The following is a 16396-nucleotide window of genomic DNA, read 5'->3' as shown; positions in this document are numbered from 1 at the left end:
CCAGGTCTCTCAATCTCCCGGGCGACTCACCATGAGCGTCTGTCCCACATGAAGCACCGCCCCTTTTTTCAATTTGTTGATGGCTCTCAGTTCTTCCACAGAAAGATCATAGCGCCGGCTGATGTTGTAAAGGGTATCGCCGGCCGCCACGGTATGGACTTTTGGCGACGAAGGTTTTTTGACCGCTGTTTGCTTGACCGGCGGCGGGCTGACCGGTGCGGGCGCCTTTTCGATGAGGTCGACCCTCTTCAAGGTTTCATCGGTTTTCTTTTGCAGGGCATCCAGGCTCATGGCCAGGTGGTCCATTCTCAGCGACATGGACGCTTCCGATCGATCGAACCGGGTTTTGAACTTCTCAAAAGACTTGGCCTGCTCCCAGATCCGGGTCACTTTCTCATCCACCCCGTCAATTTTTTCCAGACGCTTCTCCAGGCTCTCGATTTTCTGTTCAAGTTCGTTGATTCGTGCCAGGTCTGCGGGTTCGTTGATGTTGGAAAACAGCAGCATCACCAGCAGTACGACGCCGGCAACGACGGCGATACCCAATCCCCAGTAGAGGTAACGAACCGGATTACCAGATAAAATCCCTTTTTTTTGAATCCCTTTTTCCTTGAAAGCGGCGTAGCCGTCATCTTCGTAATAGGGATCGCTCCCATCGGGATTTACATCTTTTCCACTGCCGTCATCCTTCCACTTCATGCCCGTGCCTCCGCCGCATCCGTTGATCCGATTGTGAGGGGTTTATAAATGCCCAATGAATTTACCTCTCTATAAACCAAAAGGGCATTTGACATCAACCCCAATTCCGCGGTTTGTCATGGCAGGCGCAATTGCAGCGCGCATGCGGACGACTGGCGCGGTATCCCCTGAGGCGCGGGGCCGGATGCATTGACGATCCTGCCGCTGCCATCCGTCAGGGATGCGGCCCGGCCCATTCGCTGCCCGCGGGCGTGGGCCGGCCGGTCCTGGCGTTCCGCCCGAGTTGACCTCTCCGGTATTTTCAACTATTGTACGCCCATCTTTCAACACAACCGGCAGGAAACACCATGGCAGCACATGCGCACCGATTTATCGAGGAATTCGAAGGCTTTATCGGGTTCGGCCTCAACCGGGAATCCGACATGGATACCGTAATCTACTACCTGCAGAAATTTTCCGACGATCAGTTGATGGCCCTGCTGCGAAAGCGGCTTACCGACGAAGAACGACAATCCATTTTTGACCTGCTTTCCGGACTGCTGCGAAAACACCTCTCTGAACCGGAATACCACCGCTATTTTCTAAAGGACAACCACTGAAACCCGAGGGAGATCACATGCTCACCGATACGCAACTGAAAAGATACGCCGAGGTCTTGCTGTGGGGGCTCCGTACCGCCAGGAGCAGGCCCTACAAAAAAGGGGATGTGATCCTGGTGCGCTTTAACCTCGATGCGATTCGCCTGGCGGAGATTCTTGAGCGCCGGCTTCTGGAAATGGGGATGAACCCGGTACGCCGCATGAACCCGACCCCGGAAATGGAAAAAAATTTCTTCGGCCTGGCCAATCGCCGCCAACTGGTTTTCGACCCGCCCGGCGAAGCGGAACTGTACCGCAGCCTCAATGGTTCCATTTTCCTCCACGCCCCGGCGTCCCTTACCCATTTGAGCGCCATCGACCCCAAGAAGATCAGCCGGTTCACCCTGGCCAAAAAGTTTTTGCGGGATATTCTCGAAGAACGCGAGCAGGCCGGTCTCTTCGGCTGGACCCTGTGTATGCTCCCCACCCCTGAACTGGCCCACCACGCCGGCCTGTCCCATGAGGACTACGCCAAGCAGATCGTCAGCGCCTGTTACCTCAACCGCCGTGAACCCGTGGTGCACTGGAAAGAAGTATTCAGGAATGCCGCCCGGATAAAACGCTGGTTGAACAGCATGTCGGTGAAATACTACCACGTGGAGTCGGCCAACGTCGACCTGAAGATCACCCCGGGCGAGCAGCGGCAATGGATCGGGATCTCGGGGCACAACATCCCCAGCTTCGAACTGTTTGTCTCCCCGGACTGGCGGGGAACCAGCGGTGTGTATTTTGCCGATCAGCCGTCGTACCGCAGCGGGAACCTGGTCAAAGGCGTGAAGCTGACTTTTGAAAAAGGGGTGGCGGTGGCGGTCTCATCCGAATCCGGCGCCGCGTTCGTCAAAAAGCAGCTGAAGATGGACCGCGGCGCCTCCCGGCTGGGCGAATTTTCATTGACGGATCGGCGTTTTTCCAAAATCAACCGGTTCATGGCCAATACCCTTTTCGATGAAAATTTCGGCGGCCGCTGGGGGAATTGTCATGTGGCCCTTGGGGCCAGCTACGCGGACACCTTCAGCGGAGATGTGCAGTCGCTCACCAGGGCGGAAAAAACACGACTGGGGTTTAACGACTCGGCGCTACACTGGGACCTGGTCAACACGGAAAAAAAACGGGTGGTGGCACACCTGGCGGACGGTCAGCGGACGACCGTATACGAGAACGGGTGTTTTACCTATTGAATTCCGCGCCGGGAGGACCTGCCGGCGCGAGTCGGGGAAAGCGGTTTTCAAACAGTTTCGTAAACAGTTCGAGATCAAGGCTTGCGAATTCCGAGAAATGATAAGAGGCCTGCGTAGGCAACGCCGCAGTGGCGAGGGATGAAGCCTGACGCAGATATCGGACTTTTTACGGGACGGTCAGACTTTGTACTTTCCAAAATCCTCGGGGGACAGTTTTTCGAGATAGTCGGCCCACTTCTTTCCCTCTTCGCTGTCGTCCAGCGCCTCTCCGGATTTGCCGACCTTAGATTTCTCCATGACGCGTTCATCGACGAAAATGGGGGCGTGGTAACGCAGTGCCAGCGCAATGGCATCGCTGGGGCGGGCATCCATGGTAAACGAACGCTCTTCGGATTCAAAATGGATTTCTGCGAAAAAGGTGTTGTCCTTCAGGTCACAGATGTCGATCCGGCTGATATGCACATTGAGCACCTGGGCCAGGTTTTTGAACAGGTCATGGGTCATGGGGCGATCAAACTGGATTTCCTGAAGCGCGGAGGCAATGGAGGTTGCCTCCAGCAGTCCGATCCAGATGGGCAGGGTCTTGTCCCCGTCCTCGGTTTTCAGAAGAATGATGGGCGTGTTGGAAGCCGGATCCATGGCCAGACCCGCAATATTTACCTTATGCAGCAACGCTGGTTTCTCCTTTTCCCGGTGTGGCCATTATCGGACCGTCTATCAAGCGCCCCCTCAGCGAGTGGGCGTAAGCACCTTCTATCATGATATCCGCAAATGCCCCTGTCAACAGTTCTTTCTTATCCCGCTGGGCCTCCGGCACGGCAAAATGAATGATGTGGTTCGATGAGGAGCGGCCGGTCCATTGCACCCGGGAGGATGCCATGTCCGCGTCCCCGGATTCCATCTCCCGGCCGGGCCCCTCCACCAGAATACGGCGGATCTGCCCGACCATGGCCTGGTGCTTCTCCCGTGTGATGCGTCCCTGAAGATCCAGGAGCGCCTGCAGGCGCCGCTTTTTGGTGGGTTCGTCGATTTTGCCGGAAAAGGCGGTGGCCGGGGCATTGGGTCGATCCGAGTACATAAAGGCGAAGACCCCGTCATAGCGGACGGTTTCGATCAGGTCCAGGGTGGCCTGAAACTGGCGGTCCGTTTCACCGGGAAACCCCACGATGAAATCCGAAGTCACGGCAATGTCGGGGCATACCGCCCTGAGCCGGTCGATCTTCTCGAGGTAAGCGCTGCGGGTGTATCTGCGGTTCATGCGTTTCAATATTTCATCGTCGCCGGACTGAACCGGCAGGTGCATGTGGTGGCAAAGCTTCTCCAGACGGCCGAACGCGTCAATCAGCTCATCGGAAAGGTCCTTGGGGTGCGAGGTGGTAAAACGGATACGGCCCAGGTCCTCGATGCCGTTCACCCGCGCCAGCAATTCGGAAAAGCTGCATAAACCTTCCTTGTTACCGTAGCTGTTGACATTTTGCCCCAGCAGGGTCACTTCACGCACGCCCCGGTCCACCCGCATCCGGATCTCTTCGAGGATGCGGTCCGGATGGCGGCTGGCCTCCCGTCCGCGAACGTGGGGCACCACACAATAGGTGCAGTAGTTGTCGCAGCCGCGCATGATGGTGACGAATGCGGAAATCTGACCGTCGGTCAGCGGGCCGTCCACCGGGGCATCGAATTCAATGGTGTCCGACATGCGCACGTCGACGATGCGGCACCGGGACGACTCGATACGCCGGACCATCTCCGGCAGCCGGAAGATGGCATGGGTCCCGAACACCAGATCCACGTGAGGCATACGTTTTAAAATGGCATCGCCTTCCTGCTGGGCCACGCACCCCCCCACCGCAACGATCAGCGACGGGTTGGCGGATTTGATTTTGGCCAGCCGCCCGAGAAAACTGAAGGCTTTCTGCTCGGCTTTTTCACGAATCGTGCAGGTGTTGACAATCACCATGTCCGCCGATTCGATGGTGTCGGTTCCGGTATATCCCATCGGTGCCAGTACACCGGCGATCTGATTGGCGTCGTAAACGTTCATCTGACAGCCGATGGTACTGATATAAAGCAGTTTCTCCTTCATTTGGAATAGCGACCCCTTCGGTTCAATTTCCACCTGTTTCATTTTGTCCGGCATCCGGATTGCCTGTTTACCAGACATGCCGGCCGCCGGTGCACCTTCTACCGGCATCACGCCGATTTCGCCGGCCAGGCCCTGAATGATGCCGTCCACCATGGTTTCGCAGCCCGGAGCGATCGTGACCTGAATCACGGCCTCACGGGAATCCAGGGTGGACATGACGGCCACGTTGTCATAGGCCTCCAGAATGAATTTGACATAGCTGATCTGCCGCCGGTCCACACGGAAGCATCGCTTCGTGGTTTCCAATGTCCTCTATCACCTGTACTTTCCCGTTGACAACCCGAATCTGGCCGGCAGGATGCCGGTCTTCATCAGGGGCCGGCGTCACCTCCATCACAAGGTCTGTTCTTGCCGTGGGGCCAGCCGGCCGGCTTCGAAACAAGCCACGCGCTTTCGTTCTTGTTCACGCAAGATTAATAAGATATGCCCCATCTATGAAAAAACAATGGCAGATTCACAATCCACGCCCGGAAACCGTTCGCACCCTGTCTCGCCAGCTCGGCTGCAGCCCATTGATTGCAAGGCTTCTGGCCATTCGCGGCGTGGGATCCGGTGAAGAGGCCAGCCGTTTTATGAATCCGTCCCTGAGCAGCCTGACGCCGCCACAGGAACTGCCCGGTATGGAGGCCGCCGTCCGTCGAATCCACCGGGGGCTGGCAGCGGGCCAGAAAATCCTCGTGTACGGCGATTACGATGCGGACGGCATTACCGCCACCGCCCTGCTGGTCGCCTTTCTCAGACGCTGCGGTGCACGGGTCAGCTATTACATCCCCCATCGGATTGCCGACGGCTATGGTCTGGGAGCCGATTTCATCAGGACCCGGGCCATGGCCACCGGCACGGACCTGATCATTACCGCCGACTGCGGGTCCGGCAGCGGCGAGGCCATCACCCTGGCCCGCAAAGCCGGCATCCATACCATCGTCACCGATCATCATCCCGTCATCCAACTGCCCGATGCGGCCCTCGCCGTCGTCAATCCCCAACGGGAAGACAGCCGGTCGAATCTGGCGCCCCTGGCCGGTGTGGGGGTCGCTTTTTACCTGGTCATCGCCCTGCGAACCCATTTGAGGACAGCGGGTTTCTGGAAACACCGCAGGGAGCCGAACCTGAAAAGGCTGTGTGATCTGGTGGCGCTGGGCACCGTCGCCGATGTCGTCCCCCTGATCGGTGAAAACCGGACCCTGACCGCAGCCGGCCTTCAACAGATCAACCGGCACGCACGGCCCGGTATCGACGCATTGATGCGCATGAGCGGTTCGCCGGGCACACCGGTCGACGCCGAATCCATCGCCTTCAAGCTGGCGCCCCGTCTCAATGCGGCCGGCCGTCTGGCCCACGCGCGGATGGCCTGCGAACTGCTGCTGGCCGACAGCCGGCCAAAAGCCGCCCGCCTGGCCAGAGCCCTTTGCCGGCTCAACAGCCGGCGGCAAACCATGGAAAACCAACTGCTGGAGTCCATCATGGACCGGCTGACGTCCTTTCCCGGCCGGTTGGACCGGTCGGTTCTGGTGGTCGATGGCGACCGCTGGCACGAGGGCATTCTGGGCATCGTCGCGGCCCGGCTCGTCCGGCAATTCAATCGCCCCGCCGTGGTCATCAGTTCCCGAAACGGCACGAGCAAGGGATCGGGCCGCAGCATTGACGGTATCGATCTGTCCGCGGCGCTCGAGCAGTGCAGGGATCTCCTGGATCGTTTCGGCGGGCATCCCCTGGCCGCCGGGCTGTCCCTCAAATCCGCCAACACGAAGGCATTCAAGGACCGGCTGGAAACGATTGTAGGCCGGATGATGACCGATCAGGATGTCGAACCGAAGCTGTCGATAGACGCCCGGGTCCCCCTCGGGCAGGTCACCCCGGCGCTGATGGCCAGCCTGGAGCGGCTCGGTCCATTCGGCCAGGGCAACCCCTACCCCCTGTTTATGGATACCGGGGTTCGGGTTCACGCCTGCAAACCGGTCGGTGACCGCCATCGCCGTATGGTCCTGGAGTGCGGAACCGGCACCGGAGACACGCTTCCGGCCATCCAGTTCAATATTACCGGCGGCCCGATGCCATCCAACCGGTTGGAAAAAATTGCCTATCGCCCACAGTGGAATTACTGGAAGGGGAGAAAACGCCTCCAGCTGATGGTCGAAGATCTCGCCCCGGAATCCTGACGCCGGTTCGGTGGCGTGCAGCCGGTGCTGCCCGTCCCCCGCGGGCGTCGATTTTTTAAATCGACATGCCCCTTTTTTACTTGCATTGCCCTGAATATCTTATTTATAAAGATTACTGAGAAAGCGCGTAACCAATCCATTAACAACAGGTGACCAGCCATGGCAAAAGTGTTTAGACCCAGCAACCGCGAATCCAGCATTCTGTCCAGAATCGAGTCTTCCAAAGAACATGCTCGGCGGCTTGCCATCAATATGGTCAGGGAGGACCCGGCCCGGTTTGCCAGTCCCATTGCCATGAAGCTGGTGGAAGAACACCTTGTGGAGACCAACAATAAAAATGCGCTGGAAGAGCAGCTCGTCCAGTGTCTGGAAACCCTCTCCCATGCTGACGAGTTCGACGTGGACTATCAGATTGCGCCTTTCCGGAACCTGGTCCAGCAACCCAATGTGGTCAGCCTGTACCTCACCGCATTCGTTATAGAAAAGCTCATCAACCATAAATCCGTTGTGGACATTTTCGGCTCGGATGCGGATATCTACCTGTGTATTCATAAGCAGGTGGCCCAGATCCTGCCCTGAGCCGCTGCATGGGCCCGAGTTTCCTTCCGCGTCTGGTCAACGGCCCCTTTGACGATCCGGCCCTGTTTGTCCCCTTCCGCCACCAGCATCGGGCCCTGCTGTTCGATCTGGGAGATATCACTGCCCTGGCCCCCCGCGACATCCTCAAAATCAGCCATATTTTCATTACCCACACGCATATGGACCATTTTGCAGGCTTTGACCGCGTGCTGCGCATACTGCTGGGCCGGGACAAGGATCTCTTCCTTTACGGGCCCCGGGGATTTCTGGCCAACCTGTCGGGCAAACTGGCCGGTTACTGCTGGAACCTTGTTGAAGGCTACGCCAACCGATTCACCCTGCATGCCACCGAAATTCATCCGGACCGCGCCCTCTCGTGCCAATACCCCTGCCAGACCGGTTTTCTGGCCGATGGCGGCATCCGGGAGTCCCCCTTTGACGGCATTGCGTTAAGGGAACCGGCCCTGACCGTGCGGGCCGTTCACCTTGACCACGGAACGCCCGTCCTCGCGTTCCGTCTGGACGAACGTTTTCGCATCAATATCATCAAGTCGGCGCTGGATCGCCTGCGGGTGCCACCGGGCCCCTGGCTGAACCGATTCAAGGCCCTGCTGTACGAAGGCGCCAATCCGGACACGATCGTCAGGATACCGGCAACGGCCGGGCCGTCTCTGGAAGGCATGTCCCTGGGAGCGCTGAAAGCGGCCATCGCCCGCGTTTCACCGGGGCAGCGCCTGGCGTACATTGCCGATGCGGCAGGAACCCCCGAAAACATGAAAAAAATGGTCGCGCTGGCCCAAGGCGCGGACCATCTGTTCGTGGAGGCGGCCTTTTCCGACAACGACCGGGATATCGCCCGCCGGAAAAATCACCTCACGGCCCGCCAGGCCGGCCGACTGGCCCGGGCCTGCCGGGTGAAGCAATACAGCCTGTTTCACTATTCCCCGCGCTATTCGGACTGTCCGGAGATGTTGGAAATGGAAGCGGAAGAAGCATTCCGCGGATAGGCGCAACCGGCCGGGAACCCTTCCACCAGTATAGATGGCGGCTCGGGAAAAATTTCTCGCCGGCCCAAAAATCTGTGTTCAAACCACCCTTCACTAGCGGCAGCCAATGAACTCGTTTTTTATCAAACGACGGAGCGAAGCGATCACATCCTTCGGCATTGGACGTTCGATGTTCGCTGTTCGAAAAATCGTTCGCGGATTGAATGTCTCGCCGGATCGGTCCGGACCGCTTCGTGCCGCTCGCACATAACCCGAGGTTTGATTTGCTGCAATCAGGCCCCGCCGCCGGTGCCGACCGTCACCGGCGGGTCGAAGGTTTCCCGAATCCGATAATGGGAGTCCCTTCTTGCAGGGATGAAACCGGCCCGGCGAATGATGGTCACCACATTCGCCACCGTGGCCTGGCGGTCGTGCCCGGCCTCCCTGTGCACATGCTCTTCCACCAGCACGCCCCCGAAGTCATCGGCGCCTGCCAGAAGCCCGAGTTGCCCGGCCGGAATATTCTCTGAAAACCAGGAACTCTGGATGTGGGGGAAATTGTCCAGCACCAGGCGGGCCACGGCGATGATCCGCACGTATCTGGCCGGGTGCACGGGGTGTTTCACCCGCCTGGCCAGGGGGCTTTGGCCCGGCTTGAAGGACCAGGGGATAAAACTGGTGAATCCTTGGGTACGGTCCTGGAGTTCCCGCAACCGGAGGAGATGCGCGATGATGTCGCCGTCGGTCTCCACATGACCGTACATCATGGTGGCGGTGGTTTTGAATCCGATACGATGGGCCTGTTCACAAACGTCGAGCCATTGCTCCGTGCCGGCTTTCCGGGGAGCGATGACCCTGCGGACCGATTCGGTGAGAATTTCTGCCCCTCCGCCGGGGATGGTGCGAATGCCGGCGTCCCAGAGTGCCTGAAGCACCTCGGAAACCGGGCAGTGCGTCTTCTCTGCCATGAAGGCGATTTCCGCCGGGCTGAACGGATGGATATGCACCTGCGGACAGGCGCTGTGAATGGCTTCGATGTAGGCCTGCCAGTCTTTCAGGCCGACCCGGGGATGATGGCCGCCTTGCAGCAGTACGGTGGTGGCCCCTTTATCGGCGGCGATTTTCACCCTTTGGGCCACCTCACGGGGGTCGAGCAGATAGGCGTCCGCATCCCCGGGCTGCCGGAAAAACGCACAAAAGGCACATCCGGTGGCACAGACGTTGGTGTAATTGGGATTGGTGTCCACAACAAAGGTCACCGTTTTCCCTGGAAAACGGCGAACCCGCTCCCGGTGCGCCAGGGCCATCAACTCTCCCATGGGCAGATCGGCAAGCAGTTCCAGTGCCTGCCTGCGATCGTATCGTTCAGATGTCTCCGGCAATGTCATGGCTGTTGTCATGGTCGTATTCTCGCATCGTTCATCTCATGGAGCGGTTCGGAAAAGGGGTGACCGGCCAAGCCGCCCGATGGTCCTGAAAAACAGTTCCTGCCCTTGGATGTCCCGGTCGCCGAGGCACCGGCGGATGACGGAAAAGTAGCGCCGGACGATGTCGGGAGCGAGGTCGAGTGCGGCGGCGGCCGCCGGTACGGCCTGTTCCACGAGGGATGCCTCGCGATCCATGAATTCGTCAAGCCAGCGGGCGATGGCCGATTTGACCGGCCCGGGGGCATCTTTTCTCACCACCCAGCGGGCAAAGACAAAGGGAAGCCCGTGGATGTCTCGCCACCGGCGGGAAAGATCAGTGATGTAAATCGATCCTGCGCCGCCGGCCGCCTGGCCCCTGACCAGCGCCCGGTCACCGATCAGAAGTTCACCGTCCGGCACCTGGCCGTCGGCGGCCAGGTAAGGGAGCCTGTCGAACCCGTGGCATTGCCCCAGCAGCAGATACAGCAGCCGGACGCTGGAGGCCGTCTCTCCGGTGATACGGATGGTCTGTGGACGATGCATCGCGTCAAAGGGAAGGCGTGAGAAAAGGAGCACGCTCATGACGTCGCCATCGGCGGCAATGCCGAAGCGTCCCACCGTTTCCACCACGCCGTCCAGGGCGTTCAGTCCGCCGACCGGCACGGCGGCCGCGGCCACGTCCCCCGAAAGCAGCGCCGCAATGCTCGCCCTGGGAACCATCGGCACAAACCGGCACCCCTCGGGTTCACCCAGCTGCCGGTAAGGGGCCATGTTGGTATAGGGTATCATGGCCACCGGGACGGTCATTGCCCTTCTCCTTTAGGGGAGAACAACCCGTCCCGCTCAACGGGGACGAATCCGGCCGTACTGATGGTGTCCACCATCTTGTTCCGTGCCAGGCCTACCGGCGTGGCGGCACCGGCCAGATGGGCAATTCTCTCTTCGCTGATGGTGCCGTCCATGTCGTCGGCCCCCCAGCTCAATCCGGCCGCCCCGGTTTCAAGACCGGTCATGGGCCAGTAGGATTTCAAATGGGGGATATTGTCCAGCACCAGCCGCGAGATGGCCAGCACCGCGAGGGTTTCCAGCGGCGTGGGGCCGTCTTCGATGAAGTGACCGCTGCCCGGCTGAAAAGGCAGGGGAATAAAACAGGCAAAACCGCCGGACACGTCCTGGGCCCGCCTGAGAATCAGCAGGTGCTCGATGCGCTCGTCCCAGGTATCGCCAAACCCGAACAGCATGGTGGCGTTGGTGGGGATTCCCTTGCCGTGGGCCAGCTGGTGAATGCGGACCCAGCCTTCGGGGCTGGTCTTGTTTTTCCAGTGCTGCCGGTAGAGCCGATCGGAAAAGATCTCCGCGCCGCCGCCGGGCATGGCGTCCATGCCGGCCTCCTTGAGCTGGTCCAGCACCGTCGATGTGGACAAGCCGGCGGTTTGGGCAAAATAGTCGATCTCCACGGCCGTGTACGCCTTGATATGCAATCCCGCAAACCGGGAACGCAGGGACCGCACCAGTTCCAGGTTGCGCCGGTAGTTCCAGATCTGGTTCAACCCGCCGACAATGTGGGCTTCGGTGGGCCCGAGGCGCTGCACCTTCTCGAAAATTTCCGGTTCTTCCAGCACATAGGCATGGGGGGCGTTTTTTGAGGCGGCGTAATTGCAGAAGGTGCATCCGCTGCCGCAGATGTTCGAGGGGTTGATCTGCAGGTTGAACACATATGTGGCCCGCCGTCCAAACCGTCGTTGACGGTTTTCCAGCGCCGCCGCTCCCAACCGGTGAAGCCGGTCCGGAGTGATCGCATCGGCCAGGCGGTAAGCCTCTGCGCGCGTGAGCCGCTCACAGCGGGATCCTTTTTCCAGCGCCTGCTCAAATATCAGGTTGCCCATGGCAGAGGGTTCCTATCGGTCCAACCGCCCCTTGAACGGCCGGGCTTTTCTGGTTCAGCAATCAGGCAGGCCGAGCGTCTTCCACATCCGGTCCACCCGCTTTTCAACGTCCGGATCAAATTCAACGGGCTTGGGATACCCTGTTTTCCAGCGGGCGTCAATGGTAATGGGAAAATCGAAAATCAGCCGGTTGCCGACAACGGTCCGACCGGCCGGATAAAGATCCGCCAGCGGGTCGAAACGGGTAAACCAGCCCCACAGCATGAGGGTTCGATCCGTCAGGGGGACATCGTCGGAGACGATGATATGAAACAGGTAATCCCTGGCTGACCGGTGGTGCCGCAGCTGCCGGCGAAGAGGCGCGATGTCCCGGCAGGCCGCCTTCACCTGAACCATCAGAAAGGCGGGGCCGAGGGCGGCCGTGTCGCGCACGTGCGGATGCAGGTCGGCCGGCGCGGGAACATGCCGGGGCGGTTCGCCCCGAAGGGGTCGGCCATCCCCCCCGGTGGCCATGAGAATCAGGCGGCTGCCGGTGTTCATGGCCGGTCCGGTGAAGTCCAGGGTATCCTGGGCCGTGGGCGCCAGCAGGTGAATACCGGACCGTGCATCCAGGTGCCGCCACAAGGCGTGGCTCACCGCCGCCATGTCCCGCACATTCACCCGGCGGTCTACGGTGATCATCACCTTGGTCAACGATACCTGGCCCTCTCCCAGCATCCCCAGGGTGTGCTTGAGCGCCTCTCGGGGATACCGTTCGTCCACCGACATCACCGCCAGGGCGTGAAAACCCGTTTCCGGGTAAGCCCACAGGTCGGCAACCGCCGGTCGGATGATTTTCAGCAGGGGCAGGGTCATCTCCTGGATGGCCTCCCCCATGTAGAAATCCTCCTGAACCGGTTTGCCGACCACCGTGGCCGGAAAAATGGCGTCCTTGCGTGCCAGTACCCGACGGACCCGGAACACCGGGTAGTCCGCCGCATGGGAGTAGTGGCCGAAGTGATCGCCGAAAGGCCCCTCCCATTGCATGTCGCCGGGGGTCACGGTGCCTTCGAGAATGAATTCGGCCCGGGCAGGCACCCGGTGGCCGGTGGCACTGCGGTGGATGACGTCCAGGGGCCGGTTCATCATGTAGGCCGCCAGCAGCCGTTCGTCAATCCCTTCGGGCAGCGCGGTCACGGCCGCGGCGATCAGCGACGGCGGACCGCCGAGAATCACGCTCACCGGCAGGGGCCGGTTCATGGACGAGGCCCGGTGAAAGTGGAAGCCGCCGCCTTTTTCGATCTGCCAGTGCATGCCGGTACTGCGGCCATCGAATCGCTGCAGCCGATAGATGCCCAGATTGCCCGACCCGTTGTCCGGATCGGTGGTGTGCACCAGCGGAAGGGTGAAAAAGGGCCCGCCGTCATCGGGCCAGCAGGTAAGCACCGGCAGCCGATTCAAATCGGGCGGGTCGGCCACGGTGTCCATGATCGGACCGTTGCCCACCTTGCGCATGCGTGCGGTTGAAAGGGCCAGCAGATCGCGCCGGGCCCTGACCATGCCTTTGACGCTCGGCGGCATCAGGGTTCTGGAGAGGCGCAGCACCCGCTGACCCAGTGCGGCCGGATCGCCGCCGAAAGCCAGGTCGGTCCGTCGGCGGGTGCCGAACAGACTGGTGACCACGCGATAAGGGGAGCCGACCACATTTTCAAAAAGAAGCGCCGGCCCCCCGGCCGCCATGGCCCGGTGCTGGATGATGGTCATCTCCTGGTCGGCGTCCACGGGCACCCGGATGCGGGCCAGGTCCCCTGCTTTCTCCAGATGGGCCAGAAAGTCGCGCAGGTCGATAAAACTCAACGGACGTCCTCCCAGGTGCGGGCCGCTTGCTGGCCCACCAGGGCCAGCACCCGATCAACGAAGGCCTCCAGGAGGGCATCCATGGACACCGATTGGGGATCGGATCCGGCAAACATGAAAAAGGGTGGGCACATGGGCATGATCACGGCACCGGCCGCGGCGATCCGCCGGGCATTTTCCAGGTCGATCAGGGTCAGCGGTGCTTCGCGCAGGCAGACGATCAGGGGCCGGCGTTCTTTCATCTGGCAGTGGGCCGCCCGGGTGATCAGGCTGTCCCCCAGACCGGCCGCCATCTGGGCCAGGGTGTGCGCCGAACAGGGCAGCACCACCATCCCGGCGGACGGCACCGACCCGGACGACAGCGGTGCGTATAGGTCGTCCGGTGCAAATACCCGGGCCGCTTTCGCTTCAATGGCGTCGATACCGCCGATCTCGGTGCCGGCAACCTCCCGGCCCCACCGACTGGTGACCAGGTCTATGGGCCAGCTGGATTTTTCCACCAGCAGACGCGAGGCGTGCATGCCCGAAGCCCCGGTGACCCCAAGAATCAAATGTGCACCCGGTGATGCGGCCATGTTGCTCATCCTTTCGTTTCCCCGGTCAGGCGATCATGGGGGCCACCGAACCGGCAATGCCGGCAATGGTGGAAATGGGAAAAAATCGTTTGGGCAGCGGGATGGCGGGAACGTACATCAGCCCGAGAAAGACGGCCGCGGTGGCCAGGGCCATCCAGGCGGCCGGTCCGCCGCCCATGATCCGAACGACCCCTGCCAGAATGAACCAGGCCAGCAGGTGAATGCCCGCCGCCACCCGCAGGGCGCCGCTGACGCCCAGCCATGCCGGCAGGCTGTGAATATCGTTTAGCCGGTCATTGTCGACGTCCATGAGCGCATAGACGATATCCGCGCCGCTCAGCCAGAAAAAAACAAACCCGGAAAAAAGAACCACGGCTGCGGAAAACCCGGGGTGACCGGCGGCAGCCACATAAGCGCCCAGCGGGGCCAGCGCCAGGCAAAGCCCGATGCCGAAATGACAAAGGGGGGTGAACCGCTTGAGCAGTGAATAGGCCAGCAGCGGCACCAGCGGGATCGGTGACAGCATCAGGCACCACCCGCCGAGAATCCAGCAGGCCGACATATAGACCATCAGTCCGCCGAAGGCGATGGCCATGGCCATGGACACGGTCATTTTGCCCGAGGGCAGTTCCCGGCCGGCGGTGCGAGGATTCAACCGGTCGATATGCCGATCGAAGACGCGGTTCATGGCCATGCCGAAAACACGGGCGCCCACGGCGGCAACAACGACCAGCACCATCACGGTGGTGGACGGGAACCGGTTCCCCGCGCCCATCCAGGCACCGGTAAGGATAAGCGGCAGGCTGAACGCCGTGTGCTCGATTTTGGTGAAGTTCAGGACATTTTGCAGTGTGGATTCAGATTTCATGAGATTCACTGTTTCGGGTTGTCGACAATTCAGGCGCCAGGAAACGGGCAATACGTTCCGATACCCGATCGATGTTGCGGCCCAGTTCCCGCCTCCCCTTTTCATCGGCAGCGTCACTGATGCCTTTTACCATTGCACACCCGATGCCGTAAAGCCCGGCCACACGGGCCACGGCGGCGCCCTCCATGTCCACCAGGTCCCCGATTCCGGACAAGCGGCTGCGCTGGGCGGCGTCGAATACGGGCCGGTCGCAGGTCACCAGCCGGGCGGGCGCCAATCGGCCAAACCAGCCGGCATCGCAGCTTACGGGCGGCTCTGCCCGGCCGAACCGATCGCAGTCGCCTTCAACGGCGGTACTGATTCGAAAGAGATCGCCGACGGACCAGCGCAGGTCCGGGGTCAACCGGCCGCACAGACCGGCGCTGACCAGCATCGCCACCCCGTGGACCGTCACCAGATGCGCTGCCGCCGCGGTTGCCGCCACCTTGCCCATGCCGCTGACCACCACGATGCATGGCGTCCCACGGTCAGCGGCGCCCTGAAACGTAAGAAACGGACGGCGGGCATGCGGCACGGCTGACATCACGGACAGCAGGGGGCCGGCCTCGCGCCGGGTGGCATAAACGACGCCCACCATCAGATTGCACCGGCATCGCGGGCCATGGATTCCAGCGTCTCAACCGCCCGATGGCCCTGGGCCGGCAGCCGGAGGCTGAAATCATTCACGAAGGTACGGATATGCGCCTGAAGCACGCCCTCATCCATTTCCCGGGCATGCTGCCGAATGTAAGGCAGCGCCTTGGCGGGGTGGTCCATGGCCCGCTGGATGCTTTTGGCCACCGCCGCGTCGACCTCGGCGATCAGCGGTTCCCCCAGGTTTTTCCGGGCGGCGATGCCGCCCAGCGGAATGGGCAACCCCGTCCGTTCCTGCCACCAGTTTCCCAGATCCGCCACCAGGGAAAACCCGGCCGACTGGAAGGTGAACCGGCTTTCGTGAATGACCACCCCGCAGTCGGCCTGCCCGGAGGCAACGGTCTCAAAAATCCGATCGTAGGTGGTAAACATCCGCTGGCGGGCGTCCGGCGCCCACAGCCGGAATAACAGGTGCGCCGTCGTCCACTGCCCGGGCAGCACCACCCGGCAGCGATGGATGTCCGACCGGCTGACGTTTTTTTTGGCAATCAGCACCGGACCGCAGCCGAACCCCATGGCGGCCCCGCTGTCAAGCAGACGGTAGCGCTCCTTGACCTTGAGCCAGGCGTAAAAGGAAAGCTTGGTGACTTCCAGGGTGTCCCTTCGCGCCATTTCGTTGAGTGTCTCCACATCGTGGAGCACCGGTGTCATCCGGTATCCGGCGACCCCCACATCACCGCCGGCAATGGCGTTGAACATGAAGGTATCGTTGGGACAGGGGGAATAGCCTAATCTGAGTTCATCCGCCAC

General features: G+C 61.0%; 16 protein-coding genes. 5 read left to right on the top strand and 11 right to left on the bottom strand.

All coding sequences use genetic code 11. The annotated features are described in order from the left end of the window. Nucleotides 1–9: 9 nt before the first annotated feature. The gene (locus tag DSCA_RS02530) at nucleotides 10–699 is read right to left on the bottom strand and encodes a LysM peptidoglycan-binding domain-containing protein (protein WP_155314935.1); all 690 of its coding nucleotides are present in this window, start codon (nucleotides 697–699) and stop codon (nucleotides 10–12) included. 347 nt (nucleotides 700–1046) lie between these two features. Here DSCA_RS02530 and DSCA_RS02525 point away from each other — a divergent pair, with 347 nt between their 5' ends. Then, nucleotides 1047–1298, top strand: coding sequence for a cytoplasmic protein (locus DSCA_RS02525; protein WP_155314934.1), 252 nt, complete (start codon nucleotides 1047–1049; stop codon nucleotides 1296–1298). Between the two features lie 17 nt (nucleotides 1299–1315). After that, nucleotides 1316–2515, top strand: coding sequence for an aminopeptidase (locus DSCA_RS02520; RefSeq protein WP_155314933.1), 1200 nt, complete (start codon nucleotides 1316–1318; stop codon nucleotides 2513–2515). Nucleotides 2516–2692: 177 nt separating this feature from the next. Here the strand turns inward: DSCA_RS02520 and DSCA_RS02515 are convergent, their stop codons facing one another. Together DSCA_RS02515 and miaB are read right to left on the bottom strand one after the other, a co-directional pair. Beyond that, nucleotides 2693–3187: a bifunctional nuclease family protein gene (locus DSCA_RS02515; protein WP_155314932.1), complete on the bottom strand. Its 495-nt coding sequence runs from the start codon at nucleotides 3185–3187 to the stop codon at nucleotides 2693–2695. Further along, nucleotides 3177–4904, bottom strand: coding sequence for a tRNA (N6-isopentenyl adenosine(37)-C2)-methylthiotransferase MiaB (gene miaB, locus DSCA_RS02510; RefSeq protein WP_155314931.1), 1728 nt, complete (start codon nucleotides 4902–4904; stop codon nucleotides 3177–3179). Before miaB ends, DSCA_RS02515 begins: the two co-directional genes overlap by 11 nt. Nucleotides 4905–5092: 188 nt before the next feature. Between miaB and recJ the strand changes: the two genes are divergently transcribed. The 3 genes from recJ to DSCA_RS02495 all read left to right on the top strand — a co-directional run bounded on the left by recJ (nucleotide 5093) and on the right by DSCA_RS02495 (nucleotide 8403). Next, nucleotides 5093–6817 carry a single-stranded-DNA-specific exonuclease RecJ gene (gene recJ / locus DSCA_RS02505; RefSeq protein WP_167527565.1) on the top strand — a complete coding sequence of 575 codons (1725 nt, stop codon included), beginning with the start codon at nucleotides 5093–5095 and terminating at the stop codon, nucleotides 6815–6817. Nucleotides 6818–6976: 159 nt separating this feature from the next. After that, nucleotides 6977–7396, top strand: coding sequence for a hypothetical protein (locus DSCA_RS02500; protein WP_155314929.1), 420 nt, complete (start codon nucleotides 6977–6979; stop codon nucleotides 7394–7396). Between the two features lie 8 nt (nucleotides 7397–7404). After that, complete coding sequence (locus tag DSCA_RS02495) at nucleotides 7405–8403, top strand: ribonuclease Z (RefSeq protein ID WP_155314928.1); 999 nt, start codon at nucleotides 7405–7407, stop codon at nucleotides 8401–8403. A 272-nt stretch (nucleotides 8404–8675) separates the two neighbouring features. Here DSCA_RS02495 and mqnC read toward each other — a convergent pair whose 3' ends face one another. The 8 genes from mqnC to DSCA_RS02455 are packed head-to-tail and all read right to left on the bottom strand — an operon-like array spanning nucleotide 8676 to nucleotide 16396. Continuing rightward, entirely contained in the window at nucleotides 8676–9782 is a 1107-nt protein-coding gene (gene mqnC / locus DSCA_RS02490; protein WP_155314927.1) for a cyclic dehypoxanthinyl futalosine synthase, read from the bottom strand. Nucleotides 9783–9806: 24 nt separating this feature from the next. After that, entirely contained in the window at nucleotides 9807–10595 is a 789-nt protein-coding gene (locus DSCA_RS02485) for an MqnA/MqnD/SBP family protein (protein ID WP_155314926.1), read from the bottom strand. After that, the gene (locus DSCA_RS02480) at nucleotides 10592–11674 is read right to left on the bottom strand and encodes a radical SAM protein (protein ID WP_155314925.1); all 1083 of its coding nucleotides are present in this window, start codon (nucleotides 11672–11674) and stop codon (nucleotides 10592–10594) included. The genes DSCA_RS02485 and DSCA_RS02480 overlap by 4 nt, the downstream gene beginning before the upstream one ends. 54 nt (nucleotides 11675–11728) lie before the next feature. Continuing rightward, nucleotides 11729–13510, bottom strand: a complete 1782-nt coding sequence (locus tag DSCA_RS02475) for a UbiD family decarboxylase (RefSeq protein WP_167527564.1) — start codon at nucleotides 13508–13510, stop codon at nucleotides 11729–11731. Beyond that, nucleotides 13507–14085 (bottom strand): UbiX family flavin prenyltransferase, encoded by a 579-nt coding sequence (locus DSCA_RS02470; RefSeq protein WP_167527563.1) that lies wholly within the window; start codon nucleotides 14083–14085, stop codon nucleotides 13507–13509. The genes DSCA_RS02475 and DSCA_RS02470 overlap by 4 nt, the downstream gene beginning before the upstream one ends. A gap of 25 nt (nucleotides 14086–14110) precedes the next feature. After that, a complete protein-coding gene (locus DSCA_RS02465) occupies nucleotides 14111–14953 on the bottom strand; it encodes a UbiA-like polyprenyltransferase (protein WP_167527562.1) in 843 nt (280 codons plus the stop codon). After that, nucleotides 14943–15590 (bottom strand): 5'-methylthioadenosine/S-adenosylhomocysteine nucleosidase family protein, encoded by a 648-nt coding sequence (locus tag DSCA_RS02460; protein WP_155314921.1) that lies wholly within the window; start codon nucleotides 15588–15590, stop codon nucleotides 14943–14945. The genes DSCA_RS02465 and DSCA_RS02460 overlap by 11 nt, the downstream gene beginning before the upstream one ends. Further along, entirely contained in the window at nucleotides 15590–16396 is an 807-nt protein-coding gene (locus DSCA_RS02455) for a 1,4-dihydroxy-6-naphthoate synthase (RefSeq protein WP_197904720.1), read from the bottom strand. Before DSCA_RS02455 ends, DSCA_RS02460 begins: the two co-directional genes overlap by 1 nt.

The organism is Desulfosarcina alkanivorans (assembly GCF_009688945.1).
Lineage (GTDB): Bacteria > Desulfobacterota > Desulfobacteria > Desulfobacterales > Desulfosarcinaceae > Desulfosarcina > Desulfosarcina alkanivorans.
This window is presented reverse-complemented; position numbering and strand designations above follow the sequence as displayed.